Origin of the sequence: Acinetobacter brisouioides (assembly GCF_004331075.1) — a bacterium.
Classification (GTDB): Bacteria; Pseudomonadota; Gammaproteobacteria; order Pseudomonadales; family Moraxellaceae; genus Acinetobacter.
In genome coordinates, this window is the sequence record NZ_SJNX01000004.1 from 169,048 (window position 1) to 194,296 (window position 25,249).

The 25,249-nt window shown below is 43.2% G+C and carries 23 protein-coding genes, 1 tRNA gene and 1 pseudogene; 9 read left to right on the forward strand and 16 right to left on the reverse strand.

Annotated elements, in window-relative coordinates; all coding sequences use genetic code 11:
- Nucleotides 1-348: 348 nt before the first annotated feature.
- The 3 genes and pseudogenes from E0H77_RS13895 to E0H77_RS07180 all read right to left on the reverse strand — a co-directional run bounded on the left by E0H77_RS13895 (nt 349) and on the right by E0H77_RS07180 (nt 1,614).
- Nucleotides 349-540, reverse strand: a complete 192-nt coding sequence (locus E0H77_RS13895) for a hypothetical protein (protein WP_228258302.1) — start codon at nt 538-540, stop codon at nt 349-351.
- Nucleotides 541-822: 282 nt separating this feature from the next.
- A pseudogene (locus tag E0H77_RS07175) lies at nt 823-1,231 on the reverse strand (ABC transporter permease subunit); the annotation flags it as partial.
- A gap of 152 nt (nt 1,232-1,383) precedes the next feature.
- Nucleotides 1,384-1,614 (reverse strand): hypothetical protein, encoded by a 231-nt coding sequence (locus E0H77_RS07180; RefSeq protein ID WP_131376317.1) that lies wholly within the window; start codon nt 1,612-1,614, stop codon nt 1,384-1,386.
- A gap of 224 nt (nt 1,615-1,838) precedes the next feature.
- Between E0H77_RS07180 and E0H77_RS07185 the strand changes: the two genes are divergently transcribed.
- The gene (locus tag E0H77_RS07185) at nt 1,839-2,303 is read left to right on the forward strand and encodes a hypothetical protein (protein ID WP_131376320.1); all 465 of its coding nucleotides are present in this window, start codon (nt 1,839-1,841) and stop codon (nt 2,301-2,303) included.
- Nucleotides 2,304-2,613: 310 nt separating this feature from the next.
- Here the strand turns inward: E0H77_RS07185 and dsdA are convergent, their stop codons facing one another.
- From dsdA to tpiA, 5 genes are all read right to left on the reverse strand, one after another.
- The gene (gene dsdA, locus E0H77_RS07190; protein WP_131376324.1) at nt 2,614-3,951 is read right to left on the reverse strand and encodes a D-serine ammonia-lyase; all 1,338 of its coding nucleotides are present in this window, start codon (nt 3,949-3,951) and stop codon (nt 2,614-2,616) included.
- Between the two features lie 18 nt (nt 3,952-3,969).
- Complete coding sequence (locus E0H77_RS07195) at nt 3,970-5,220, reverse strand: NAD(P)/FAD-dependent oxidoreductase (protein ID WP_131376327.1); 1,251 nt, start codon at nt 5,218-5,220, stop codon at nt 3,970-3,972.
- Nucleotides 5,221-5,750: 530 nt separating this feature from the next.
- Nucleotides 5,751-5,835: transfer RNA gene (locus E0H77_RS07200), tRNA-Leu, on the reverse strand.
- 52 nt (nt 5,836-5,887) lie between these two features.
- Nucleotides 5,888-6,220 carry a preprotein translocase subunit SecG gene (gene secG, locus E0H77_RS07205; RefSeq protein ID WP_131376330.1) on the reverse strand — a complete coding sequence of 111 codons (333 nt, stop codon included), beginning with the start codon at nt 6,218-6,220 and terminating at the stop codon, nt 5,888-5,890.
- A gap of 11 nt (nt 6,221-6,231) precedes the next feature.
- Nucleotides 6,232-7,029 (reverse strand): triose-phosphate isomerase, encoded by a 798-nt coding sequence (tpiA, locus tag E0H77_RS07210; RefSeq protein WP_131313738.1) that lies wholly within the window; start codon nt 7,027-7,029, stop codon nt 6,232-6,234.
- Between the two features lie 292 nt (nt 7,030-7,321).
- Here tpiA and pilB point away from each other — a divergent pair, with 292 nt between their 5' ends.
- From pilB to coaE, 4 genes are read left to right on the forward strand one after another with little or no spacing between them, the layout of a single operon-like run.
- Nucleotides 7,322-9,028: a type IV-A pilus assembly ATPase PilB gene (gene pilB, locus E0H77_RS07215; protein WP_131376333.1), complete on the forward strand. Its 1,707-nt coding sequence runs from the start codon at nt 7,322-7,324 to the stop codon at nt 9,026-9,028.
- Between the two features lie 31 nt (nt 9,029-9,059).
- The gene (locus tag E0H77_RS07220) at nt 9,060-10,286 is read left to right on the forward strand and encodes a type II secretion system F family protein (RefSeq protein ID WP_131376336.1); all 1,227 of its coding nucleotides are present in this window, start codon (nt 9,060-9,062) and stop codon (nt 10,284-10,286) included.
- Entirely contained in the window at nt 10,286-11,146 is an 861-nt protein-coding gene (locus E0H77_RS07225; protein WP_131376339.1) for a prepilin peptidase, read from the forward strand. The genes E0H77_RS07220 and E0H77_RS07225 overlap by 1 nt, the downstream gene beginning before the upstream one ends.
- Before the next feature lies 1 nt (nt 11,147).
- On the forward strand, nt 11,148-11,756 hold the full coding sequence (coaE, locus tag E0H77_RS07230; RefSeq protein ID WP_131376342.1) for a dephospho-CoA kinase: 609 nt from the start codon (nt 11,148-11,150) through the stop codon (nt 11,754-11,756).
- On the opposite strand, the gene E0H77_RS07235 is transcribed toward coaE, so the two are convergent.
- The 3 genes from E0H77_RS07235 to ppnP all read right to left on the reverse strand — a co-directional run bounded on the left by E0H77_RS07235 (nt 11,748) and on the right by ppnP (nt 13,869).
- Nucleotides 11,748-12,671, reverse strand: a complete 924-nt coding sequence (locus E0H77_RS07235) for a DMT family transporter (RefSeq protein WP_131376345.1) — start codon at nt 12,669-12,671, stop codon at nt 11,748-11,750. The two genes, coaE and E0H77_RS07235, sit on opposite strands and share 9 nt — an antisense overlap.
- Nucleotides 12,672-12,689: 18 nt before the next feature.
- Nucleotides 12,690-13,439, reverse strand: a complete 750-nt coding sequence (gene rlmB / locus E0H77_RS07240; RefSeq protein ID WP_131376348.1) for a 23S rRNA (guanosine(2251)-2'-O)-methyltransferase RlmB — start codon at nt 13,437-13,439, stop codon at nt 12,690-12,692.
- A gap of 106 nt (nt 13,440-13,545) precedes the next feature.
- Nucleotides 13,546-13,869 carry a pyrimidine/purine nucleoside phosphorylase gene (gene ppnP, locus E0H77_RS07245; RefSeq protein ID WP_131313745.1) on the reverse strand — a complete coding sequence of 108 codons (324 nt, stop codon included), beginning with the start codon at nt 13,867-13,869 and terminating at the stop codon, nt 13,546-13,548.
- Nucleotides 13,870-14,486: 617 nt separating this feature from the next.
- Between ppnP and recN the strand changes: the two genes are divergently transcribed.
- From recN to ruvX, 3 genes are all read left to right on the forward strand, one after another.
- Entirely contained in the window at nt 14,487-16,163 is a 1,677-nt protein-coding gene (recN, locus tag E0H77_RS07250; RefSeq protein WP_131376351.1) for a DNA repair protein RecN, read from the forward strand.
- 93 nt (nt 16,164-16,256) lie between these two features.
- Nucleotides 16,257-16,811, forward strand: coding sequence for a YqgE/AlgH family protein (locus E0H77_RS07255; RefSeq protein ID WP_131313747.1), 555 nt, complete (start codon nt 16,257-16,259; stop codon nt 16,809-16,811).
- A complete protein-coding gene (gene ruvX / locus E0H77_RS07260) occupies nt 16,804-17,241 on the forward strand; it encodes a Holliday junction resolvase RuvX (protein ID WP_131376354.1) in 438 nt (145 codons plus the stop codon). The genes E0H77_RS07255 and ruvX overlap by 8 nt, the downstream gene beginning before the upstream one ends.
- 103 nt (nt 17,242-17,344) lie before the next feature.
- Here the strand turns inward: ruvX and E0H77_RS07265 are convergent, their stop codons facing one another.
- The 3 genes from E0H77_RS07265 to E0H77_RS07275 are packed head-to-tail and all read right to left on the reverse strand — an operon-like array spanning nt 17,345 to nt 20,667.
- Nucleotides 17,345-18,361 (reverse strand): HlyD family secretion protein, encoded by a 1,017-nt coding sequence (locus E0H77_RS07265; protein ID WP_131376357.1) that lies wholly within the window; start codon nt 18,359-18,361, stop codon nt 17,345-17,347.
- A gap of 30 nt (nt 18,362-18,391) precedes the next feature.
- On the reverse strand, nt 18,392-18,598 hold the full coding sequence (locus E0H77_RS07270; protein ID WP_131313749.1) for a DUF1656 domain-containing protein: 207 nt from the start codon (nt 18,596-18,598) through the stop codon (nt 18,392-18,394).
- 2 nt (nt 18,599-18,600) lie between these two features.
- Nucleotides 18,601-20,667: an FUSC family protein gene (locus tag E0H77_RS07275; RefSeq protein WP_131376360.1), complete on the reverse strand. Its 2,067-nt coding sequence runs from the start codon at nt 20,665-20,667 to the stop codon at nt 18,601-18,603.
- Nucleotides 20,668-21,098: 431 nt separating this feature from the next.
- Here E0H77_RS07275 and E0H77_RS07280 point away from each other — a divergent pair, with 431 nt between their 5' ends.
- Nucleotides 21,099-21,887, forward strand: a complete 789-nt coding sequence (locus E0H77_RS07280; RefSeq protein WP_004902451.1) for an IclR family transcriptional regulator — start codon at nt 21,099-21,101, stop codon at nt 21,885-21,887.
- 68 nt (nt 21,888-21,955) lie between these two features.
- Here the strand turns inward: E0H77_RS07280 and E0H77_RS07285 are convergent, their stop codons facing one another.
- Both E0H77_RS07285 and pgsA read right to left on the reverse strand, forming a co-directional pair.
- Nucleotides 21,956-24,145: a solute carrier family 23 protein gene (locus E0H77_RS07285; protein WP_165491503.1), complete on the reverse strand. Its 2,190-nt coding sequence runs from the start codon at nt 24,143-24,145 to the stop codon at nt 21,956-21,958.
- Nucleotides 24,146-24,506: 361 nt separating this feature from the next.
- A complete protein-coding gene (gene pgsA / locus E0H77_RS07290; RefSeq protein WP_131313752.1) occupies nt 24,507-25,094 on the reverse strand; it encodes a CDP-diacylglycerol--glycerol-3-phosphate 3-phosphatidyltransferase in 588 nt (195 codons plus the stop codon).
- Between the last annotated feature and the right edge of the window lie 155 nt (nt 25,095-25,249).

Below are 25,249 nucleotides of genomic sequence, written 5' to 3' on the forward strand. Positions count from 1 at the left end.
CCATACCTTAAAGCTTTGTCTTTTTTAGCAAAATAAAGAAAAAATTGAATAATTATGAAATTTTCTGCATAAGAGATTTTCTGCAAAGTTTTACAGGTTTACTGCTAAAACCACTTTCGGCTTAATTCAAAAAGTAGAAGAAAAATTTATTGTTATACATATATTTAGATATCTTCAAAGTATCTAAGGCTACGACACTTAAGGATAAGTATCCGCCCCAGCCACTATCCTTTTGGCTTTTTTACATATCCATAGCAGAATTGCAGATATAGCCTTTGACGGCTTTGCCAAAAACTCAGTTGTAAATCAGCAGTTTCCTGGTCCAGTTTAGCAACAGGGCCAATCAGCTCAATCTGTTTTTGCCCATGCGCAAACACATAAGCTGAAGACACGCTCATGGTTGGGTGCAACCAGTACCGCACAAAAAAGATGATGTCCCAAAGAGATGGCGCGTTTACCCACGTCATTGGATAAACGCAGAAAACGTAAAATTTGTTCAGGATTTGGTGCAGATATTGGCTTTCCTTGAGCTAAATGCATGATGGCTCAGACTGATTCAATCGTATTGAAGTTTTGTATGTGGATACGTTTCAATATAAAAAATAGGTTGTGAAAATTGAAGCTCACGATATGAAAAAACTGAAGCTTATTCGCAATGAATTTAGATGACAGGCGGCATGGATGCCGCCACGTTGTACTGACGTTATGTCCCTATAACGCAGTACAACAAAGGATTTTTGTTACTTTTCATCCATGAAAAGTAAAGAAATACATTCACCTAAATATCAAATTTCTATCCCAATATTCGATCATCAACTCAAACTAGGGCAAAAATGTCTTACCAAACAACGCAGGCAAATTCATCTTTAACAACTTCTTATCCCGAGAAATCAGCACCAACACCAAAATGGTTGCCACATACGGCAATGCCGCTAAAAACTCGGTTAGCACATTGATGCCAAGCGCCTGTGCATGAAGCTGCAAAATGGTCACGCCACCAAACAGATACGCCCCAACAACAAGCGTGCAGGTTTCTACGCAGCAAACACCACCAGAGCAATTGCAATCCAGCCACGACCTGCCACCATGCTTTCAATCCACATCGGGGTATACAGGTCGATAAAAATGCACCACCAATGCCTGTCATTGCACCACCAAATAACACCGCGCCATAGCGAATCGCCAACACGTGATAACTCATGGCATGCGCACTTTCAGGCGATTCTCCGACCCAAAACGCACTAAACACATTCAGATCGAACTGTACTGGCAGTGCAAAGCAGCAATTGACCAACCAGCATCATGCCTTCTACGCCAAGGGGTCGCAGCAGCAACGGTGGTGGCTAAAATTGCGGTGACTTCTAACATATCTGTATTCTTCTTTTAGCCTTGCGTTGCCAACACAGCTGCTTTGGTTTTCTTTTTCAAAAAACGGTATTTGTTTTCAATAAAGGTACCGGCTGCCAGTAAAAACATCAGCAATAAGCCTTGGAACACCCCTGCAATCTCCACGGGAAGCTGTAACTGCATTTGTGCCATTTCCCCGCCCAAGCAGACCGAACCAATCGTCATGACCATGGTAGCAAATGTTTTTAACTTCGATGAAATTGGCATTCTTGTATTCTCCCGATTGTTATTTATTGCAAGCTGAACCATTCACGGCATTTGTTATACATTAAAGCAATATCCATTCCATATTGACTAGGCAGCAGCATAAATCTGCTTTTTTACTGCAAGATCGCTGCAAAATTAGCGCTTTTCTAGAAAAAATTGCTAGAATGAAGAAGGGATTTCCTGTGATTAGAAAGCAATATTTTTGTTATTTTTTGGGGTTTTAAATGAGTCATGTCCATACACTTCATCCAGCAATCGTACAGCAAGCCAAGCAACTGGCTCTCGGGTTGTATGAACAACAGCTTGCTAGCACACCTGAGCGATTTGCACCTGTCAGCGATTATCAGCAGCACTGTGTCTTTGCACTGAACATGAAAGATGCCATGGAGCTTTATAATGAAAATAAAGTTTCTCAATTGGAACTGCCACCACTGACGTATGTCGGAACATTATTTGATGTTTTTGTTCATGACGGTTTAGACACTACACTGCTCAATGATGCCAGCGCATTAGCACAGCATTTTATGGAAACCCTTTCTGATACGGTATTTTTCCAGCTTAAATCTGATACTTTAAGCGATATCGACCATGTAATTGCCGAAGTAAAAACATTCTCTTACTGGTCACCTGTCTGGGTGCTGCTGGCAGACCAGTGGCATGATACGTTTAACCAAAAAATTTCTGCCTAACAGCAACCAAAAGGCTCTTATCCAGTACAGATAAGAGCCTTAAATTTTGAAAAGATTTGAGCGTGTAGGCTTAGGATTATTGTTCTTTCTGCATGTGCAGCACACCATTTCTAAAAAATAACAAAATGAAATTCCTAAAATTTTAGCGTTGATTAAACATCTGTTATGAGCCCCTTTGATTGCACTTGGGCTTCGGGGGAAAAATAAAAAGAATGTCACCCATGATGCCCATGTTCTATTCTTCAAACTCAAATTCAGAATAATAAACCCATGATCAAACGCTTCTGCATGCTGCTAATACGCATCAGCATTAAGTAGCCGCCAGACCTTGTGCCAAATATTTTTGTATTTCAGTTTCAGGCACCATACCGCCACCTGTGGCCCAGACTAGATGAATCGCCTGCTGCAATTGCTGCTCTGAGAAATGCTGAGCATTCAAGTAATCTTGAGCACATGATACCAATATCGCACCGTACATGCCTGCCAAAGCTGAGGGTTCAAGCTGAATATCTTCAACATCACTGAGCCAGCGCAGCATGTCATACAGGCGTTGATCATTCAGAGTGTAATAACCATCAATCAAACGCTGCATGGCTCGCCCAACAAAACCTGAGGCACGACCGACCGCCAGACCATCTGCAGCAGTTAAATTATCAATGCCCAAATCCTGTACCGAAATCGCATCATGTAACCCAGTATGCACACCAAGCAACATACACGGTGAATGCGTCGGTTCAGCAAAAAAACAGTGTACGTGATCGCCAAATGCCAACTTCAAACCAAAAGCCACACCGCCAGGCCCACCACCCACGCCACAAGGCAAATACACAAATAGTGGATGTCCGGCATTCACCAGCAGATTTTTTTGCTGGAACTGTTGCTTTAAATGCTCGCCTGCCACCGCATAACCCAAAAACAGGGTGCGTGAGTTTTCATCATCAATAAAAAAACACTGTGGATCTTGCGCGGCTAAAGCACGTCCCTGCTCAACTGCCACACCATAATCCTGTTCGTATTCAACCACCGTTACGCCGTTGGCACGTAACTTGTCCTTTTTCCATTGACGGGCATCTGCCGACATGTGCACCGTGACTCGAAAGCCCATCTTGGCACTCATGATGCCAATCGACAGACCCAAGTTGCCTGTTGAACCCACGGCAATCGCATACTGGCTAAAGAACTGTTTAAATTCAGGCAAATACAACTTGCGGTAATCATCTTCAATGTTCAGTAAGCCTGCTTCGATCGCCAGTTTTTCTACATGTGCCAACACTTCATAAATCCCGCCACGTGCCTTGATCGAACCCGAAATTGGTAAATGACTGTCCAGTTTTAACCAAAGCTGTCCAAAAATTTCTTGCTGATACTGTTGTTGCAAGCAATGTTGCATGGCAGGAATCGCTACACATTCTGACTCGATTTTACCTTCAGTCGCTTCAAGCTCTGGAAAAGCCAACATTAAATACGGTGCAAAACGCTGCAAGCGCGCATGTGCCTGTGCCACATCTTCTGCGGTCAAACCGACATCGGCCAGCGCCACATCCAAAGTGGTACTGGCTGGATTAAACCATACTGTTTCCTGTAAATCTCGTAGCTGTTGCAGCAACGGAAATTCAGCAACAAGTTGATCGATTTGAATAGGTTGCATAACAGATTTCGCTCTTGATTAAACTGCAATTCGGTTCGGAGAAAAAATATTCGGGTCAGAAATTAACTGGACTTTCCCCGTCATCATTTCTGCCAATAAACGCCCGCTGGCTGCACCCAAAGTAAAACCCTGATGCCCATGTCCAAAGTTAAACCACAGCCCTTTGTGTCGTGGTGCCGCACCAATATACGGTTTCATATCGACACTACAAGGGCGGCGCCCCAGCCATGCAGGGCTTGGCAAGGCCTCGCCCAAGTCCAGCCAGTCACGGGCACATTGTTGGGTCTTTTCAAGTTGCACAGGCGTTGCAGGCGCAGAAAAATGCGCGAACTCGGCACCTGTAGTCAGACGAGTGCCTTTTTTCATCGGTGCAAGCACATAACCATATTCGGCATCCAGCATCGGACGGCTCAACTGACTACCGTGAGTATAATGCTGATGATAACCACGTTTAATAAATAATGGATTGTGATAGCCCAGTTCAGTTATAAATTTCGATGACCATGGACCAAGTGCCAGCACCACATTCGGCGCAGTTAAAGCCTGTTGATTGGTTTGGACTTGCCATCCATGGTCTTGTTGTTGTAATTGCTGAACCTGAGCCTGTACGATCACACCGCCAAGCTGTTCAAATAATCGGGCATAACGCTGTACCAGTTCGCCAGGCTCAATCACACTCCACGGCTGCGTCCAGTGAATCCCGCCAATTAAAGGGTGATCGGCTTTTAAATTTGGTTCAAGCTGGTTGATTTGACTCGTATTTAAAATCTGACTCGGCACGCCATAACGCTGCTGACGGCGCTCAGCATCTTGAATAGCTTCTTGCAATGCTGCTTCACTACGATAAAGCTGAATCCAGCCATTTTTTAAAATCAAATCTTCTGCCCGAGCCTGAGCAATCAACTGCTGATGCTCTGACAATGCCACCCGAATCAGCACCGCATAATCCTGCGAGATGACCTGATAATTTTGCGGACTGGAATTACGCCAGTATTGCAACAGCGGTGCAGCATATTCTGGCAAGGCATTCAAATGATAATTCACCGCACTGTCTTGTTTTAGTGCAACTTTAAATAAACTTGCCCAGTCACGCGGAAAGGCATACGGCTCGACCGCTTCACTTTGAATAATCCCAGCATTGCCATAGGAAGTTTCTGTGCTTGGCGCGGACTGGTCAATCACCGTGACAGCATAACCTTGCTGTTGCAAATGGATAGCGGTGCAGATTCCGACCATGCCTGCACCTAGCACCAAAACTTCTTTCGACATTTCTTATCCTTTTATTTTGGCAATCACAGTAATTTCAATCTTTGCCTCAATCACCCAATCTGCTATCACTGTGATTCTGGCAAGATCTAACTGGGTAAAAAAGTGCTCTGGACTTGGTTAAATGCTGCAAAATTGGTTTTATCGGTCAAATACACGATGGCACTGATCAGATCATTGAAACTGACAGGCTGTTGCAACAGCTTGCAATCAATCGTTGCCAAGTCGGTAAGTTAAATTTTAGGTCAATTATGATTTTGATCAAGACATTCATTTAACGACAAGCGCTTGGCACATCACCGACTATCCAATTTTTTGATCCATTTCAAAATTTAGCAGGAATTTATGGTCAGTTTATAAAAGAAAATAAAGCAATTCGACACTTCAAAATCAATTAAATAAAATTATTAATTTCAATATCTTAATTAAATATTGTGATGATTTTTTATTTTAATACAGACAACAAAAAAGGCTGAGTCTTATTCAGACTGAGCCTTTTTGTTTGGTAACAACATTTCATATCTTTGAAATGTTGGTGCGGAAGGGGGGACTTGAACCCCCACGCCCGAAAGCACTACCACCTCAAGGTAGCGTGTCTACCAATTCCACCACCACCGCATTTGCGTGCATTCTATTCTTTTCATTCAAAAAAGAAAAGTCTTTCTTGGCATTAATTTGCAGTTTTCTGCGTATTTGATGAAGTTTCAGTCGAATTTTTTGCAGGCGCTGTCACAGGTGCTGCGGCTGTTCCCAAGCTATATGCTTCCGCCGTTTGCTTCTTGGCAAGAACAGCTAAAGTAATACTGGTCACAAAAAATAGCGCCGTTAAAATTGCAGTTAACCGGGTAAGAAAATTACCTGAACCTGAAGCACCGAACACGGTAGCAGCACCGCCACCACCAAAAGATGCCCCTGCTTCTGCACCTTTACCTTGCTGTACCAAGATCAGGACAATCATCATTACAGCCAATAAAATATGCACAACCAATATAAATGTATGCATGTCGAATCTCCTTACGGTTGGTTTGCAGCAAATGCTTGAGCAATTTGATAAAAAGACTCTGCATTTAATGAAGCGCCACCCACCAAAGCACCATTGATATCAGGGCATGCTGCAAGTTCTTGAGCATTTTCAGGTTTTACACTACCACCATACAAAATTGCCACTTGCTGACCTGCCGCGTTTAACTGGATCAAACCTGCGCGAATTTTTTCATGCATGGCTTGAGCATCTTGTGCTGAAGCGGTTTTACCTGTGCCAATTGCCCAAATCGGTTCATAAGCAATAACCATCTGGTTTTGCCAATGCTGTTCAGAAATCACAGAGGCAACATCGCAGATTTGTTGCAATACCACTTGCTCAGCCACCCCTTGTTCACGCTGTTCAAGGGTTTCACCGACACAGTAAATCACGGTAAGACCTTCTGCCAATGCTTGTGTGATTTTTGCTTTCAGCACATCGGGTGTGTCTCCTAGCAACTCGCGGCGTTCTGAATGCCCGATCAGGACATAACCAATTTGACTATCGGCAAGTAAAGTCGCACTGATCTCACCCGTAAACGCACCTGTTCCAGAAAAGCGTGAAACATCTTGGGCAACAGTATGCACAGTCCGTGGCGCGTTGTCTAATTGCACCTGTACTCGATTTAAGGCAATTGCAATGGGTGCAACAGCTAAATGGCATTGTTGTTCTAAAATTGGAGATTGCTGTAAATGTTGCTTAAATTGTTCAATCCATTGTTGGGAACTCGCCCAAGCAGGGTTCATTTTCCAGTTACCAATCACCCAAGGCACAATTGTCGAACCCGACATACAAGAAAACCCTTTCACCAAAATGGGCTTATTTTACACAGTTTTTCTCAAATTGACGCTTTTTTTGCTTTTTTATACAATTTAATCTCACAAAGCTATTTTTTCTGTCAAAATAAACAACGCTGCATGCTCAAGAAGTTTTATATTTTTTATAATTAGGTTAAATACTCGTAATTCATTGTTGTAACATACTGTTAGCTTGCATTTTTGCATGGCACTTTGTTACAGCAACCGTATAATTTTTTTAATACTGAGTATTCGCAAACGATCAAATCATAAGGCAAATACATTTATGGCAAACATCTCTATTACGCCACGTTTATCAGGCTTTGCCCGTCGTTTAGTTGCAGATGGTCATATTTCTGAAGATAAAATGCTACAAGCGATTGAAGGGGCAAAAAAAGCTCGGCAAAACCTTGTACCTTATTTGATTGATCATTTGCATATTTCTTCATTAACCATTGCAGAAGCGATTGCAATTGAATTTAATGAGCCACTGTTTGATCTCTCTAGTTATGATCCTATACAACTACCTCGTGATTTAGTTGAAGATAAACATATCTTAAAGCACCGAATTGTGCCGCTCATGCGACGGGGCAATAACATCTATGTGGCGATCAGCAACCCGACTGATTTAGAAGCCATTGACGCGATTCGCTTCAACAGCAAGCTCAACCCTGAAATGGTGATTGTTGAGCATGATAAATTAGAAAAATTCATTGAACAGTTTTTCGCTCAGGAAGATCAATTTAGCTTCGGTGATGAAGAGCTGGATATTTCATTAGAGGAGTCTTCGCCCACAGAACCTTCTGAGGATCAATCAAAAGAAGACGAAGCTCCAATTGTCAAATACATTAACAAACTCCTTGTCGACGCGATTCGTATGGGTGCATCAGATTTGCACTTTGAACCTTACGAAAAATCTTATCGAGTCCGTTACCGTGTTGATGGTGTGTTACGCCAAATTGCCAATCCACCACTACAATTGGCAAATCGCCTTGCCTCTCGTTTAAAAGTCATGTCTCAAATGGACATTTCAGAAAAACGAGTTCCTCAAGATGGTCGTATTAAACTCAAGCTCTCGAAAACCAAAGCCATTGATTTTCGTGTCAACTCTTTGCCTACTTTATTTGGTGAAAAGATTGTATTGCGTATTCTTGATCCATCGAGCGCAATGCTGGGGATTGATGCGCTAGGTTATGAAGAAGAACAAAAAGCCCTGTTTTTAGAAGCATTGCACCGACCTCAGGGGATGGTGCTGATTACAGGCCCAACTGGTTCGGGTAAAACCGTATCGCTCTATACGGGCTTGAATATTCTCAACACTGAAAACTCCAATATTTCTACTGCCGAAGACCCAGTCGAAATTAACCTTGAAGGGATTAATCAGGTCAACGTCAACCAGAAAGTTGGCTTAAGCTTTGCAGCAGCCTTACGTTCCTTCTTGCGTCAGGATCCTGACATTATTATGGTCGGGGAGATTCGTGACCTTGAAACTGCCGAAATTGCGATTAAGGCAGCACAAACAGGTCACATGGTGCTTTCAACTTTACACACCAATAGCGCACCAGAAACCCTGACTCGTTTACGTAACATGGGTGTGCCATCATTTAACATTGCAACTTCTGTAAATCTAGTGATTGCACAGCGTTTGGCACGTCGTTTATGTTCTAAATGCAAAATCCCAGCTGACATTCCACAAAACAGTTTGTATGAAATGGGATTTACTCAGGAAGATTTAGAGAATCCAGAATTTAAAGTTTATCAACCTGTGGGTTGCCCTGAATGCCGCGAAGGTTATAAAGGTCGTTTGGGGATTTATGAAGTGATGAAAATCACACCTGAAATTTCCAAATTGATTATGGAAGATGGTAATGCTTTACAAATTGCCGAAACAGCAAAAAAACTGGGGTTTGCTGACCTTCGACGCTCAGGTTTAAAGAAAGTCATACAAGGGGTGACGTCTTTGCAAGAAGTCAATCGTGTCACTAGTGAATAATGCATAGCGAGATTAAAAAAAGGATAATACTATGGCGGTAAAAAAAGCTCAGGCGATGCCAATATTTGCCTATGCGGGGGTTGATCGCAAAGGTATTAAAGTCAAAGGGGAACTTTCGGCGCGCAATATGGCTTTAGCCAAAATTACGCTACGAAAACAAGGGGTTGATGTCAAGTCCATTCGTGAAAAACGAAAAAATCTGCTGGAAAATATTTTAAAAAAGAAAGTATCCACACTCGACATCACCATTTTTACTCGTCAACTTGCAACCATGATGAAAGCGGGTGTACCGTTGGTTCAAAGCTTTGAGATTGTCGCTGAAGGTCTGGACAATCCTGCCATGCGCGAAGTAGTTTTAGGGATTAAAGGTGAAGTGGAAGGCGGTAACACGTTTACAGGTGCACTGCGAAAATATCCACAGTATTTCGATCGACTATTCTGCTCTCTCGTTGAATCAGGTGAACAATCTGGTGCTCTTGAAACCATGCTGGAACGTGTCGCAACCTATAAAGAAAAAAGTGAACTATTAAAACAAAAAATTAAAAAAGCCATGAAATACCCTATGACCGTGATCGTGGTGGCGATCATCGTCACCATTATTTTGATGGTCAAAGTGGTTCCTGTCTTCCAAGACCTATTTACCTCTTTTGGTGCACAGTTGCCTGCCTTTACCCAAATGGTCGTGAACATGTCAAAATGGATGCAGGAATACTGGTTCATCTTGATTATTGGGATTGGCTTGACTGTGTATGGCTTTTTAGAAGCGAAAAAACGCAATCAAAAATTCAGAGATAGCCTCGACAAACTCGCCTTAAAACTCCCTATTTTTGGGGATTTGGTCTATAAAGCGATTATTGCTCGTTATAGCCGCACGCTTGCAACCACTTTTGCAGCAGGTGTTCCTCTGATTGATGCTCTAGAATCTACGGCTGGTGCAACAAACAATATCGTGTATGAAACTGCAGTCATGAAAATTCGGGACGATGTCGCAACAGGGCAACAATTACAATTTGCGATGCGCGCTGCCAATATTTTCCCTTCTATGGCCATTCAGATGGTGGCGATCGGTGAAGAATCAGGTTCTCTAGATGCCATGCTAGACAAGGTTGCCAGCTACTATGAAAATGAAGTTGACAATGCCGTCGATGGTTTAACTGCAATGATGGAACCCTTGATTATGGCAATTCTTGGGGTTCTTGTAGGTGGTCTGGTGATTGCCATGTACCTCCCAATCTTCCAGATGGGTTCTGTGGTCTAATGTTAGAACTTATCAGTTATTTTGCACAGAACTCTATAGCACTCTATCTCGCTATTGGTTTAATCAGCTTATGTGTGGGTAGTTTTTTAAATGTCGTCATTTTTCGCACCCCTCAAATGATGGAACAGGAGTGGAAGCAGGAGTGCCAGCTACTGTTACACCCTGAACAGCCCATCATTGAACATGCAAAACTTACGCTAAGCAGCCCACCTTCAACCTGCCCGAATTGCCATACAGCCATTCGCTGGTATCAGAATATTCCTGTCGTGAGTTGGTTAGCATTGCGTGGGCGCTGTGGCAGTTGCCAACATTCCATCAGCAAACGTTATCCACTGGTTGAACTACTCACCTGTCTCTGTTCTTTGGTTATCGTCGCTATGTTCGGTGCAACATGGCAAATGCTGTGTGGTGTAGTACTGACTTGGGTACTGATTGCCCTCACCTTTATTGACTTTGATACCCAACTGTTACCTGACCGCTTTACCTTGACGTTAGCAGGCGCTGGATTAGCCATTAACAGCTTTGGCATTTATACATCACCAACACTGTCGATTTGGGGAGCTGTGATTGGTTTTCTATGCTTATGGATTGTTTATATCCTGTTTAAGTTGATTACAGGTAAAGAAGGCATGGGCTACGGAGACTTTAAGCTTCTTGCTGCACTTGGTGCATGGATGGGCCCCATGATGCTACCGTTGATTATTTTATTGTCTTCTATGGTGGGTGCTATCATCGGAATCATTTTGCTGAAGATACGTAAAGAAAATCAACCTTTCGCTTTTGGCCCCTATATCGCGATTGCAGGCTGGATTGCTTTTTTATGGGGCAATGACATTATGAAAATCTACTTGGGTCAATAAGATGTATGTGATTGGTCTCACAGGTGGTATTGGTAGTGGTAAAACAGTTGCCAGCGACTGGTTTGCCAAACAAGGCATTCAAGTGGTCGATGCCGATGTGGTTGCACGTGAAGTGGTACAAGTTGGACAACCTGCCCTACTACAAATTCAACAGCAATTGGGTGACTGGGTCATTTTGGAAAATGGTGAACTGAATCGCCGTGCTTTACGTGAGTATATTTTTCAGCATCCCGATGCGAAAAAGACGCTAGAAAATATTACACACCCCATAATTCGGCAAAGCATCGTTCAACAGCTACAAACTGCTGGAAGTCCCTATGTGATTTTGGTATCGCCCCTGCTATTTGAGACGGAGCAAACGCATCTGACTCAGCGTAATCTGCTGATTGACACGCCAGAGCATTTACAATTACACCGAGCTACTCAGCGTGATCAAATTTCACATCAGCATATTCAAACGATTATGTCACATCAAATGCCACGTGAAGAAAAACAACAACGTGCCGATGATATTGTGGTCAATGATGGAGAGCTTGCACATTTATATGCACAGCTCGAACCCTTACATCTGCAATATTTAAACTATGCAAAAAAAACAGCCTCAATGTGAGGCTGTTTTTTTCTGTGCATTTAGTTGCTGTTGCAATGGGTCTTTACGGTTAAACCAGCGCCAAGGCTGTAACGCCCCCACACCCATACCAACCAGTCCGAAAATCATTGCGGTATTTAATGGTTCACCCAAAAGCGGCACAGCGACAATCGCCGCCATAAACGGGGCAAGCGTGACAATACTGCCCGTTTTAAATGCACCTAAACGCTCAATTGCCGCGACATAACTCAGGGTTGCAACAATTACCACCAACACACCATGAAACAAGCCCTGAATGGCTAAATGCATCAGGCTAGCTTCCTGAAAATGTTTCGGCAAAAACAGGATATAAATTGGCAGGTAAATCAGTGCCGACCAAATTGCCACACCACTCATCGACTGCCAAGCAGATAATTTCCAATGTTTAAGCAACACAGTAAAAATACCCCACCAAATGGCAGACAGGAAAAATAAGCCATCGCCAATACTCAGGGCAACATGCGTCTGCTCATACATCATCACACTCATGGCGGAAATTGCCCCGAGCATAATAATCAGGCTGATCCAGGTATGTTTATCAAAAGGTTGCTTAAACAACACATAAGCAGCAACCGCAGTACATAATGGAATACAACCATTGAGGAAAATCGCAGCGTGTGCTGCAGGGACATAATGAAATGCCGAGTACGACGTCAGACAGTACGCGACCCCACCGAGTAACCCTAAAATAAATGGCTCTTTTTTCCACAAAAATGCGGTTTCACGCCGCCAGATTAAAATCGGCATTAAAATCGTAAAACCAATGGCAAACCTGAGCGCACAAATATCCCATGCACTGATATGCCAACCTGCATTCAGTCGGGAAAAGATGGTAAAGCCACCCCAAATCAGCATGGTAATGGCAACAAATAAATACCCTTGGGTACGTGAAGTCATTATCGGCTCAAAGTTGACTTAAACGAGATTACGCTGACGGCAAGCTTCATAGAGTGCCATACCAGCCGCCACACTGACATTTAAACTTTGTAGATTGCCTGCCATTGGAATATACACCGTTTGATCACACTGACCTTGGGTAATCGGACGTAAACCTGTATCTTCTGCGCCCATAACAATCGTCACTGCGCCAGTAAAATCAAACTTTTGAATTGGCAGCGCTTTTTCATCAAGCATGGTGCCAACCACACGCACATGATGTTGGTCTTTGATATGTGCCAAAGTACGTGCCAAGTTCGTCACTTGAATAAACGCCACTTTTTCTGCCCCGCCTGCAGCAACCTTGCGTGCCGTTGGCGTTAAACTTGCAGAACGGTCACGCGGAACAATCACCGCTTGCACGCCCATTGCAGCGGCAGTACGAATACATGCGCCCAAATTATGTGGGTCAGTCACTTGATCGAGTGCCAACAACAATGCATCTGGGTTCTGCTCAAGCAAATCATCAAGGTCTTTTTCATTTAAAGTTGGATGTGCACGCACCGCTGCCACCACACCTTGGTGAAAAGGTAAACCTGCCAGCTTTTCCAAGCTATCACGGCTGGCTTTTTGCACACTAATTCCAAACGGTTCAGCCAACTGTAAAATACGCTGCAAACGCTGATCGTCACGTCCTTTAAGGGTAAATAAAGTCAGTACCCGTTCTGGCTCAAGTTCCAACAGTGATTCCACTGAATGTACGCCATAATAGTATTCTGGTTTTGCCATGAACGGGTGACCTCAAAAACGATACAAATAAAAAAATAAAATCCTGCAAAGCCAACTTTACAGGATTGATGATGAGCATAGTTTAACGGATTTTACCGTGATTTGCTTAACCTTCTAGATGGCAAACATAGTCCAGTACATCGTCAGTTTCAATTTTGAATTTGCTGTTGCCTGGTACATAAAATGATTGCCCTGCACGGAAAAGCTCGCTAGTTTCACTGTCTGCAATTGTTACGCGACATTCACCTGAAATAATTTCCATACGTTCAGGAACATGCGTTTCAAATGTAAGTGGTTGTTCTGTAGGCAAAATAACACCAAGCGTTTTTTTAGTGCCATCTTCAAATTGAACTGTATGGCTAATACATAAACCACCAAAATAAACATTTGATTTTTTTACGACAGAAACATGATCATACTGAGCAGACATGCATATTCTCCAAATAATGTGCATTTATTGTAAATACGTGGATCTAGTTTAAATAGGGCTGAGGCTTGAATCAATCACCATCTGATTTTAATGTAAATTAATATGAGTTCGATGATTTTTTACTCAACACATTGAAAATAAATGAATCATGATGGAGGAGCCTTACAGTTTTGACTCATATCTCAGGGTTAACCTTCAGTTCGACCTGAGAAGCACAACGTCACAAGGCTTTCGGGATGTATAGTATTGCCGCACAAGGACAACCCTCTTGCACACTCAAAATGTATTTTGAGAATGTGGATTGCAAACTCAGTCAAATACCATTATCTTTTTAATATATTGAAAAACAATACCTTAAAAATGCAGTCCTGATCTCAAACAGAGAACAGATGTTTCTGCACATCCTGTTCTTTCTATACATTTCATATTGGTCTCAGGTTAAATGAGCAAATCCTATAGCAAACTGGCTGTTTTACTGTACGAATTGCAGATTGATATAAAAATCTTGTTTACAGTGCCAAGATGTTTTGTATGATCGTTGTCAAAGATGAAGCCGGTATGACTTAAAACCTCATTTATTTCAAACATCATTTCTCGCAGTCTGGATGCGTCCATATATGTTGACTCACTTAACTCTGATTAACTTTGCTTTGGCTGATCATTTAGCCTTGGATATTGAAGCAGGCTTTCATGTCCTCACGGGAGAAACGGGTGCGGGTAAATCCCTGCTACTCGATGCACTTTCTGTCTGTCTTGGGGAACGTACAGACAGTCATATGGTACGTTATGGCACAGATAAAGCCGATGTCACTGCCATTTTTAGCTATGCTGAACATTCTGCCGAAGCACAGTGGTTGGCGACACATGAACTGGCTGATGAATCTGGCGAGATTCATTTACGTCGGGTGATTTTTTCCACAGGACGCAGTAAGGCATGGATTAATGGACGTCCAAGCAGCCTTGCAGAACTCAAAGATCTCGGGCGTTTGCTGGTTCAGCTTTACAGTCAGCATAGTCAGCAACAACTGCTTGAGCCGCCTTACCCAAAACAGTGGCTCGACCGTTATAGCAACTTTGCTGAACCTGCCCAAACAGTACGCGATGCCTACAGCGCATGGCAAAAAGCCATTCGTCAGCATGAGCATGCCTTACATGCTCAAGCCACTCGCCTGCAACGCATTGCCACACTTGAACTGCAACTTGAAGAACTCGAAGATACCTTACAGTACAATTATGCTGAAATTGAGCAGGAGTTTGACCGACTCAGCCACCATGAACATATCATGCAGGACTGTGCCTACGGTTTAAATGTACTCGATGAAGGCGAGCAAAACCTGACTCAGGAACTGGCGAGTGTCGTACGTCGCTTTGAAAGTCACGTCGGACGCAGTGAGCAACTCTCCAGTATTTATACGGCGCTAGTCAACGCACAAAGTGAACTCGAAGATGCAACGGCAAATCTGCGCCAGTTTATTGATCGTCAAAGTTTTGATCCTGAACGCATGGAACAGCTCAATCAGCAGCTAGAGATCTTTCACCGCTTAGCACGCAAATACCGTGTCCAACCCGATGAGTTACATGCTGAATATGCCAAATGGCAGCAAGAACTGGAGCAACTACAACAACTGGATAATCCTGAAACCCTTGCCGAACAAGTCAAGCAAACCGAACAGGAATTTATGGCTTTTGCTCAGCAACTCGATCAACAACGTCGTGATGCTGCAGCACCACTTGCCAAGCTGTTGACTGAGCAAGTCAAACCATTGGCACTACCTGAAGCCTATTTTGAATTTAAATTTGAGCCACTCGAACAACCGAATGCTGAAGGTCTAAGCTTTATTCAGTTATTGTTTACTGCCAACAAAGGTATTCCTGCACAGCCCCTCGCCCGTGTCGCATCAGGCGGTGAATTGTCACGGATTGCCTTGGTCATGCAAGTCATGAATGCTGAAAAAACTGATGCAGAAGTCTTGGTTTTCGATGAAATTGATGTCGGGATCAGCGGCGGCACAGCCGAAATTGTCGGGCGTTTACTTTCAGATTTAGCACAACATGTGCAAATTCTGTGTATTACGCATCAAGCACAGGTTGCCGCACAGTCCGATCATCATTTACTGGTTCAAAAACAACAAAGCGACCCTGCCAGCAGCACCATTTTTGCCCTGAACGAAGAGCAGCGTATTCAGGAACTGGCACGTATGACGGGTGGGATTGAAATCAATGACACGACTTTGCAACATGCCAAGCAGTTACGCCAATTGAAATTTCAGCACACGAAGATCGAAAAATCCTGAGTAAAAACTATTGGCGAAAGCGATTTACTCTTGTATGTTGATAAAAGGTCTCAATATAACATTGAACAACTAGATTTTAGGAGAACGGCTTAGGTGAGCAAACAATATTTGACGCATCGTTGTCTCATTGCTCCCCCTGATATGGCAGATGATTTTTTTGCCAACACCGTGATTTATTTGGCACGCCACGATGCCGATGGTGCACAGGGAATTATTATTAATCGCCCTGCAGGGATTCAGGTCAAAGAGTTACTCAATGACTTGGAAATTGACGCAGACAATGTACAACCGCACGAGGTGCTACAAGGCGGACCACTACGCCCTGAGGCAGGTTTTGTCTTACATACTGGACAACCCGTCTGGCATTCCTCAATTGCGGTCGGTGAAAATCTGTGTATTACCACCAGCAAAGATATTTTAGATGCGATTGCTCACAATGAAGGTGTTGGACGTTATCAGATTGCGTTGGGCTATGCCAGTTGGACCAAAAACCAGCTTGAAGAAGAAATCGCCCGTGGTGACTGGCTGATGTGTGATGCCGACATGGATCTGATTTTTAACCTGCCGTACCCTGACCGTTGGGACGCTGCCTATAAAAAAATCGGCATTGATCGTAACTGGCTTGCCTCCGAGATTGGTCATGCCTGAAGCGATGCAAACCCTTATGGCATTTGACTTCGGCACACAAAAAATGGGCATTGCCGTCGGTCAGTCAGCCATTCAGAATGTGAATCCGCTCCCTCTTTTTCCCATGAAAGACGGTATTCCCAATTGGGATGAGTTGCTAAAACTGGTCAAGCAATGGCAGCCAGATGTATTTCTGGTGGGGCTTCCTTTGAATATGGATGATTCAGAATCTGATTTATCCATGCGCGCACGCAAATTTGCCCGCCGCTTACGCCATCAAACCAACATTACGACGTGGATGCTGGATGAGCGTTTGACCACACGCGAAGCCCGTGAAGAACTCAGTGCCTTTCAGCGTCAAGGGCGTGCCAAACGCGTAGCTGCCGATAGTCTCGCAGCAGGATTATTACTAGAAAGCTGGTATCGTGAACCCGAAGGGATCACACCTTAAAACTTGAAGTTCAAGGCATAAAAAAACCTGCAATTTAATGCAGGTTTTTTTATTGGGAAAATAAGACAAAGTCAAAGTTTAGGTGATGTGCCCAAAGACTGGCTTATTTTTTGGCAGGCTGATTCTCTAAAATGTGAATCGTTGCGGTACGCCCTGCCACAAATGCCAATGTATTTTTTGGCTCTTCATCTAAAATAAATTTGACAGGAATACGCTGTGCCAAACGTACCCAGGTAAAGGTTGGATTCACATTTGCCAGCAAGGTTGAACTGGTTGAACGCTCACGGTCATCAATCCCCGAAGCCACGCCTTGTACATGTGCTTTAATTTTTTGTGAATCGCCCATGAGCTGAATGGTGGCATGATCACCCAAATGAATGCGGTTGAGTTTGGTTTCTTCAAAATAACCCACCACATATAATTGCTTACGGTCAATGAGTGCCGCGACATTATCACCGACTTTGATATAACTACCTGCACGCAAGCTAAAGTTGGATAATGAGCCATCTGCAGGTGCAACCACTTGTGAACGGTGCAAATTCAATGTCGCCAGATTTAATGTACTTTGAGCAACATCAACCGCTGCTTTTTGCTGCTGAATATTGGCTTTGGCTTCTTCAATTGCCGCTTTGAGCTGCCCTTCTTCCGCATGCGACTGATCACGTGTGGCAAACATTTGATCCTGTTCCTGTTTGGACACTGCACCATCCATTAAACTGGAATAACGCACCGCATTTTTTTCTGCCAGATGGGTATTGGCTTGTGATTTCACCAAATTGGCATTGGCTTGCAGCAAATTTGCCTGCATCTGTGCCAAACCTGCTTTAACTTTAGCAAGATCGGCACGTGCTTGTTCAACATCCAGTTGCTGACGGGCAACATCAATTTTGAACAATACCTGACCTTTCTTCACCGTCTGGTTATCTTGTACCAGTACATCAGTAACTAACCCAGAAACATCAGAAGACACCTGAATAATATCACCACGCACACGACCATCACGTGTCCACGGCTCCGCATTGTAGTAATCCCACAAATGCACCACGGCATAAATTGCAATCAGCAATGTTACCAGTGTCACGACAGGTCGAACGACTTTACGTGCATCAAACGAATTCATAACTTTATCCTAAACGTTCATCACCTAAAATTAATACGAGAACTGAGCAAAGACCCAGTGTGTCAATAATAGACAAACCATATACAAACTCAGGTTAAATATGCCTGGAAAGGCAACCCAGTCACGCTGAATCAGGCGATCCGTCCATTTACCCAGCAGCATAAAGACAATGTATGCCAGTAGCGCCTGAATCAACAGACTCGGCACAAAAACACCATATAGATTGAATTCACCCATGCTTATATCCCTGCCTGCGTGGTTGGCATATGAAAAATACTGCTACGGATATTATTGAGGCTAATGCGTAACCGTTGTTCAATATCGGCAGGACTTCCTTGCTGAAGTTGTTGTTCTAGCTGTGTAATCTGTTGCATGACCTGTGCAAGAATATTTTCTGCCAAATGCAATTGTTTTTCCTGATTGCGAAAAGCATCGTCTAATATGCTTTGCAATTCGCCAATCGCTGTTTTCAATTCTGTCGGTGTTTCTGCCCGATTCGCCAGTTCATCCAGGCGACTTAAATCTACAATTGCACTGGTTTCAATCAGTGCCAGATTCATGGCTTGCTTTAACTCAGCAGACTGCACCAACTTAGTATTTAGCACACCAATCCGATCTAGCATACTGCGTAAATGAATCCGAAAATCGACACCATAAGGCAAATACAATGCTTCGCGCATGGCTTTATAATGCAGAGATAAAATTCGGCTGGCACTTTGTTCGGGTGAAATGGCACGAATAAAATACACTGCCAATACTGCAATAACAGGACCTGCAACACTGCCCAAGCAACCTTCAAACGACTTTATAGGGTCAATGCTATAACGATTTTGCAAATTCAGACTCATAATGAACGTCACCATGGTCGGCAATGCCAAACCCGCCAAAGGTGGATGTGGATATAGCATGACAAAGAAAATCAGGACTGGCGCAAGAACTAATCCTAACTGCCAGAAGTCCTTAACCTCAGGCATAATGCCCAAGATATAAATCACCGTTAAAATTCCTGCATAAATACTACCGCGAATAAACATTTTTAGTGCAGGGACAGGGTTATCCATTGCCGTCAAAATACATGCTGTAACGGCTGCCAACTGCGCCATCATATAGCCTGCACTCCAGCCTGTATAAACCCATAATGAAAATGACACCAAAATAGCAACGATCGCGGCAAATGCACCACGCAGCGCCATACCATGATCGCGGTGCAAACTGGGGTAACTGGTGGTCAACGTCGCGACTGATTCTGGAATATGCTTGTCACCACGCTGAATCAATTGCCAGATTAACTTTACCGTAAAGATATTTTGGATCAGATGGCGAATATCCATTTTCAGGCCATCAAGCATCACCTGTTGCTCTGGACGTGCCAGTTGCTGTAAATGTTGGAAATCCTGTTCAAATTCGGGAGGTAATGCTGTTAAATCAGACTCTTGAATCTCTGTTTTACTTTGAATAAATAACCGAATATGTTGATGTAGATTCAATACCCCCTGTTGATAATGGGCATCAATGGTATTGAGCTGACGAATTCGTTCTGCCGCCGCTGTCAGGTTAGAAACAATCATGGTCACTTGATGCAGCAACTCCTGAATCGGTTTCGTCATCCCTTGCAGCTCGCCTTTTTCATACGCTAAATGCGCCACTAAAGCATGAATATCGGCAATATCACTGGTGATTGTACCCAATAGCTCATTATAGTTATTGTCAGCCGTATGCTCAGTTAAAATTTTCTGAAAAATCTGGCGAGTATCATTTAACGTTTTATCAACCCGCTGCTGAATGGCAGGTCCCAAATGCAAAGGGAAAATAGTGGCAAAGACCACCGCAGTACAAACGACCGCCAACGAAATTTCCAGTACGCGCCCTAGTGCCATATCAAAGACACTCACGGTTTCAATACTATTAATCGAGTTACATACAATCATGGCGGTGGTATAACCTGCCAGCATAAAGACATAACTACGTGGTGTACGGTCTAACAACGATATATATAAACAGAATCCCACCCAAGCCGCCACGACTGACATAAACAAAAATGGAGTATTGATCAAATGCGGGGTGATCAGCGTTGCAACCACCGCTCCTGCGGCAGTACCCAATAAACGATAAACTGCTTTGGACGACACCATACCTGAATATGGATTGACAATAATCATCACGGTGCCGATGGCCCACATGGGGTAGGTCAAATCTAAACAAAAGGCGATATACAATGCCAACATGCCTGCAATAAAGGTTTTTACCGCAAAGATAAAATCCATTTTTGAAGGGCGAAATGCCAACAACTGTTTATAGAGCAACATGCATATCTCTCGAATACTCGGTTAGATCTTGATGATGTATCACTCTTTGCTCAAATAAAAGACAATAACGCTCTAACATTTACTCAACGAACAGCAAATGTATGATCTGTCACAATGCCATAGCATACTTAACCCATAGACTTGTCTACAGGAATTGTATTTGGTCGGAGGTTTCTTGCCTGTTTGATGTGCAAGAAAGCAAAGAGTTGAATTCGTTTAATGCAAAGAAGATGCAATTTAACGTCTTCATTCGATATTTGGTTTGCCGATTTTTTCAAAAAAAAACATATTCGTCAACACTAATATCTTAATTTGATAATTTATGTTATTTTAGACAAACATCTTATGTTTTTTTTATGCGAAAAGATGTACCGTTTTATAAACTATAACGACTTCACCACCTTTATTTATTTTTGGGAAATCTATTCTCTATGGCTGTTACGAGCTTTGGTAAAATTTTAACCGTTTTAGATTTATTCTCGATTTCTCGACACGTGATCAATGTCGATATTATTAGTCAGGAACTCGGCTTATCCCGACCGACAAGCTATCGTTACTTAAAAGAGCTGGTTTCAGCAGATTTGTTGCAACGCATTAGCGGTACTTCAGGTGACTATACCCTTGGGCCGAAAATTGCGGTATTGGACTATATTTCGCGAACCACTGACCCGCTGGTTCAAGTCAGTATTCCGTATATGAAAGATATTGTTGAGCATACCGAACTCAGTTGCCTGCTCACATTCTTAAACCATGATTACTGTATTGATATTCATGATGAGTCTTTTCAAGGCAACTTACTGGTGTCGTATGGTCGCGGTAGCCCACGCCCTGTCTATATGGGTGCTTCACCCAAAATTATTGTGGCGCACATGAACAAGCAAGGCTTGCACAACTTCTATGAGCATTATGCAGCACAACTTGCCACAGTTGGTTTTGCTCAGGACGAAAGCCAGTTCATTCAGCACATGCGGAAAATTAAAAAACAGGGTTATTATTTTTCTCAAGGTGAAGTCAATCCGCTATATTCAAGCTTGTCCGTACCGATTAAATATTCTAGCAAAATTGCACCTGTTGCCCTAACGGTTGTTGGTTCTAAAAACCGCTTTGAATACGTCAATCTGGAAAAAATCATTCAGACGTTGAAAGAACATGCTACGGAAATTGAGAAAAAATACTTAAGTCTTGCCGAACAGGTCGAACAGCAGTCTCATCGCGACTAACCCACTTTTTAAAAATCACAAGGCGGATGTTTACATCCGCCTTGCTTGCATCAGATAAGATCTCGTGGTTACTCTAGAAAATCAACTTGACCCGTTTTCACATCGTAAATTGCGCCGACAATTCCAACTTCACCCTTCTCGACCATTTCACGTAGCACATTGCTATGTTTCAGAATATACGCCATGTTGTTTTTGACATTCATCATGGTCACTGCATCAATAAAACTGCGTCCTAGCTGATCATCGGTCATCTGATTTTTAACTGTATCAATTGCCGACATAATCGGTTTCAGTACATATTGAATGTTCGGTGTATTTTGAGCTTGGCTGACATCGAGTTGCTGCTGATGCATCTGACATGCTGCCGTTACTGCACCACAATCCGTATGCCCAAGAACCACAATCAGCCGAGAACCTTTACTTTTACAAGCAAACTCCAGTGAACCAAGTACTTTCTCACCTGCAATATTGCCCGCAATGCGCAAACTAAACAGATCGCCTACCCCCACATCAAACAGCATTTCCGTCGGAGCACGCGAATCCATACAGCCCAATACTGCAGCAATCGGATGCTGTCCATATTTGGCAGTAATCTGAATTTGTCGGGCAATATTATGTTGTAAACGCTGCTGCGAAACAAAGCGTTGATTGCCATCTTTAAGTTTTTGCAAAACCAGTTCAGGGGTCAATTGTTGCTGCATTTCACGAGTACTGACATCGACATCAATCACATCATCTTCATGCAATTCGGGATAATGTGCCTGAAAACCAATCAGCTTCAGATCAATCTGCTGTTGCGTGGCTTTATCTTGCTGAAACTCCTGAATCACCTGATACAAATCAGGATCAATATACGCTGTGTTACTGGCATCAATCACCACCGTTTTATGACGCTTAATTTTGTTGAGTACAGACAACAGCGCAGCGCGGTTTAAAAAGCTGACATTCTGTGCCAGTTCAATCCGCGTCAAACTGCCATGCAAATGCTTTTCATGAATCACTTTAACGCCACTATGCATATTGCTATGTAAAATAAATAGCGCACTCAACACTAAGCCGATCATGATTCCGATCAGCAAATCGGTCAGCAGAATTGCAACAATGGTCACAATAAACGGGAGGAACTGCTTCCAGCCTTTGTTATACAGCTGAATAAACAGCTTCGGCTGTGCCAGTTTATAACCTGTGAGTAATAGAATCGCTGCCAGTGCTGACAGCGGTACAACATTCAGCAAGGGCGTTAAAAACAGAATCGCAATAATCAGCAAAATGCCGTGAAAAATGGTCGACACTTTGGTCTTCGAACCACTGGTGGCATTGACAGAACTGCGTACAATCACCGAAGTCACAGGCATCCCACCCACAAAACCCGACAAGGTATTCCCAATCCCCTGCGCCAGCAATTCACGGTTTGGCGGCGAACTGCGCTTTTGCGGATCCATCTTGTCGGCAGCTTCCAGATTCAGCAAAGTTTCCAACGATGCAACCACAGCAAGCGTCACCGCGCCCACATAAATTTGCGGGTTATTCCAGTAGGAAAAATCTGGAAAATAAAAGATTTTCTCTTCCGAAGAAAATAGGTTGGGTAAATCAATCAAATGCTGATCACCTACCGCAAGGTTCGAACCAGCCTGAATCAACAGCCAGTTCAGTACCCCTGCAAACACCACCGCCACCAATGCCGATGGCAACTGCAACTTCTTTAAAGGCGTTTGATCCCATAGCAAAATCAATGCGACGGACAGTACACCAATCACGGCTGCGCCCACATCAATATGTTGTAAAACCTGAGGGAAATTTTGCAGCCCTAACTGTTTGATCGTTGCCATATGCAAACCAAACAAGTTCGGTAACTGATTGATCATTAAAATTAAACCAATCGCAACCAACAAACCCAAGATCACATTGGTTGGGACAAAGTTGGCAAAAGTTCCCAGCTTTAAGCAGCCAAAAACCATTTGTAGCAAACCTGATAAGATGACACACAGCAAAAATGCCGAATACTGACCATCCAGCGCCATGAGCTGCGCCAAAATAATTGCAGTTAAACCCGCAGCAGGCCCTGAAACACTAATATGTGAACCACTCAATGCACCGACGACAATCCCGCCGATTACACCTGCAATCACACCTGACAATAACGGCGCTCCCGATGCATGAGCAATCCCCAAACACAAGGGTAACGCCACCAAAAACACCACCAAACCTGAGATCAAATCGCTCGGATAAAACTTCCGATCTAAAAACATTGTTTTCATAAATAACCGTCTAAAATGAAATAATAAGACAGCTCGTTATTTGTTGTTCCTGATCCCTTCCCTGTTTTACAACACATCATCCCTAATTCTTGAAGGAAAACTTCACGTGCCGCACAGCATCTTGACAGAGCCCTTTTTAAAAAAAGGTAGTTTTTCTCAACACAGTTGTCAGCATCTGTAATGTTATGCGGTTTTATTGCTAACAACTCTTGCATAAAGCCCAGTTTTTCAATAAGGATTATTTTTATAAAATTTTACTCTATAAATCATTTATATATTTTTTCCATACATGCTATTTCAGTAAATACTCACACCCAAAAATCAGGCACAAAAAAGCCCTGAACATTCAGGGCTTTGGCTCTCAGGGCTGTTTTAAGTACGGCCATGCTGCCTTGAGATAAATAAACATCGACCAAAGTGTCAAAATCACCGCGGTATACAACAGGATATAAGCAAATGTATCGAGAGGCTGCCAGTTCAGCAAGAACACACTTATCGCGATCATTTGAAAAGCTGTTTTGTATTTACCCACTGTGGATACTGCAACACTGGTACGCGCACCAAGTTCAGCCATCCATTCACGCAATGCAGAAACTGTAATTTCACGCGAAATAATCACAATCCCAGCAAACGCCATAATAATGGTCGGTTTCCACTGCACCAGTACCACTAAAGCGGCTGCCACCATAAGTTTATCTGCAACAGGGTCAAGAAAACGTCCAAATGCCGAGGTCTGATTTAAAGCACGTGCCAGATAACCATCAAACCAGTCAGTGATTGCTGCTAAGACAAAAATGGAAGTCAGCAAGACGTGGCGCGATAAGCTACCTGTATGTCCTTCGACACCAATTGCAGGTGGCCAGTACGCCACAAGTAAAAATACGGGAATGAGCACAATTCGTGCAATGGTGAGAATATTTGGAATATTCAGGATTCGCCCTGTTGTCATAGCCACCGCCAATATAGCCCTTGCAAAGTCCGCATAGAGTGATTTTTAAACGTATTTTTGACTGATCAATACAGTCACACTTTATACGAAATGCACAGATGTGTCGACTATAAAGCCAATACAGCAAGGCAAAAGATTCATCGACCAGACCTTTC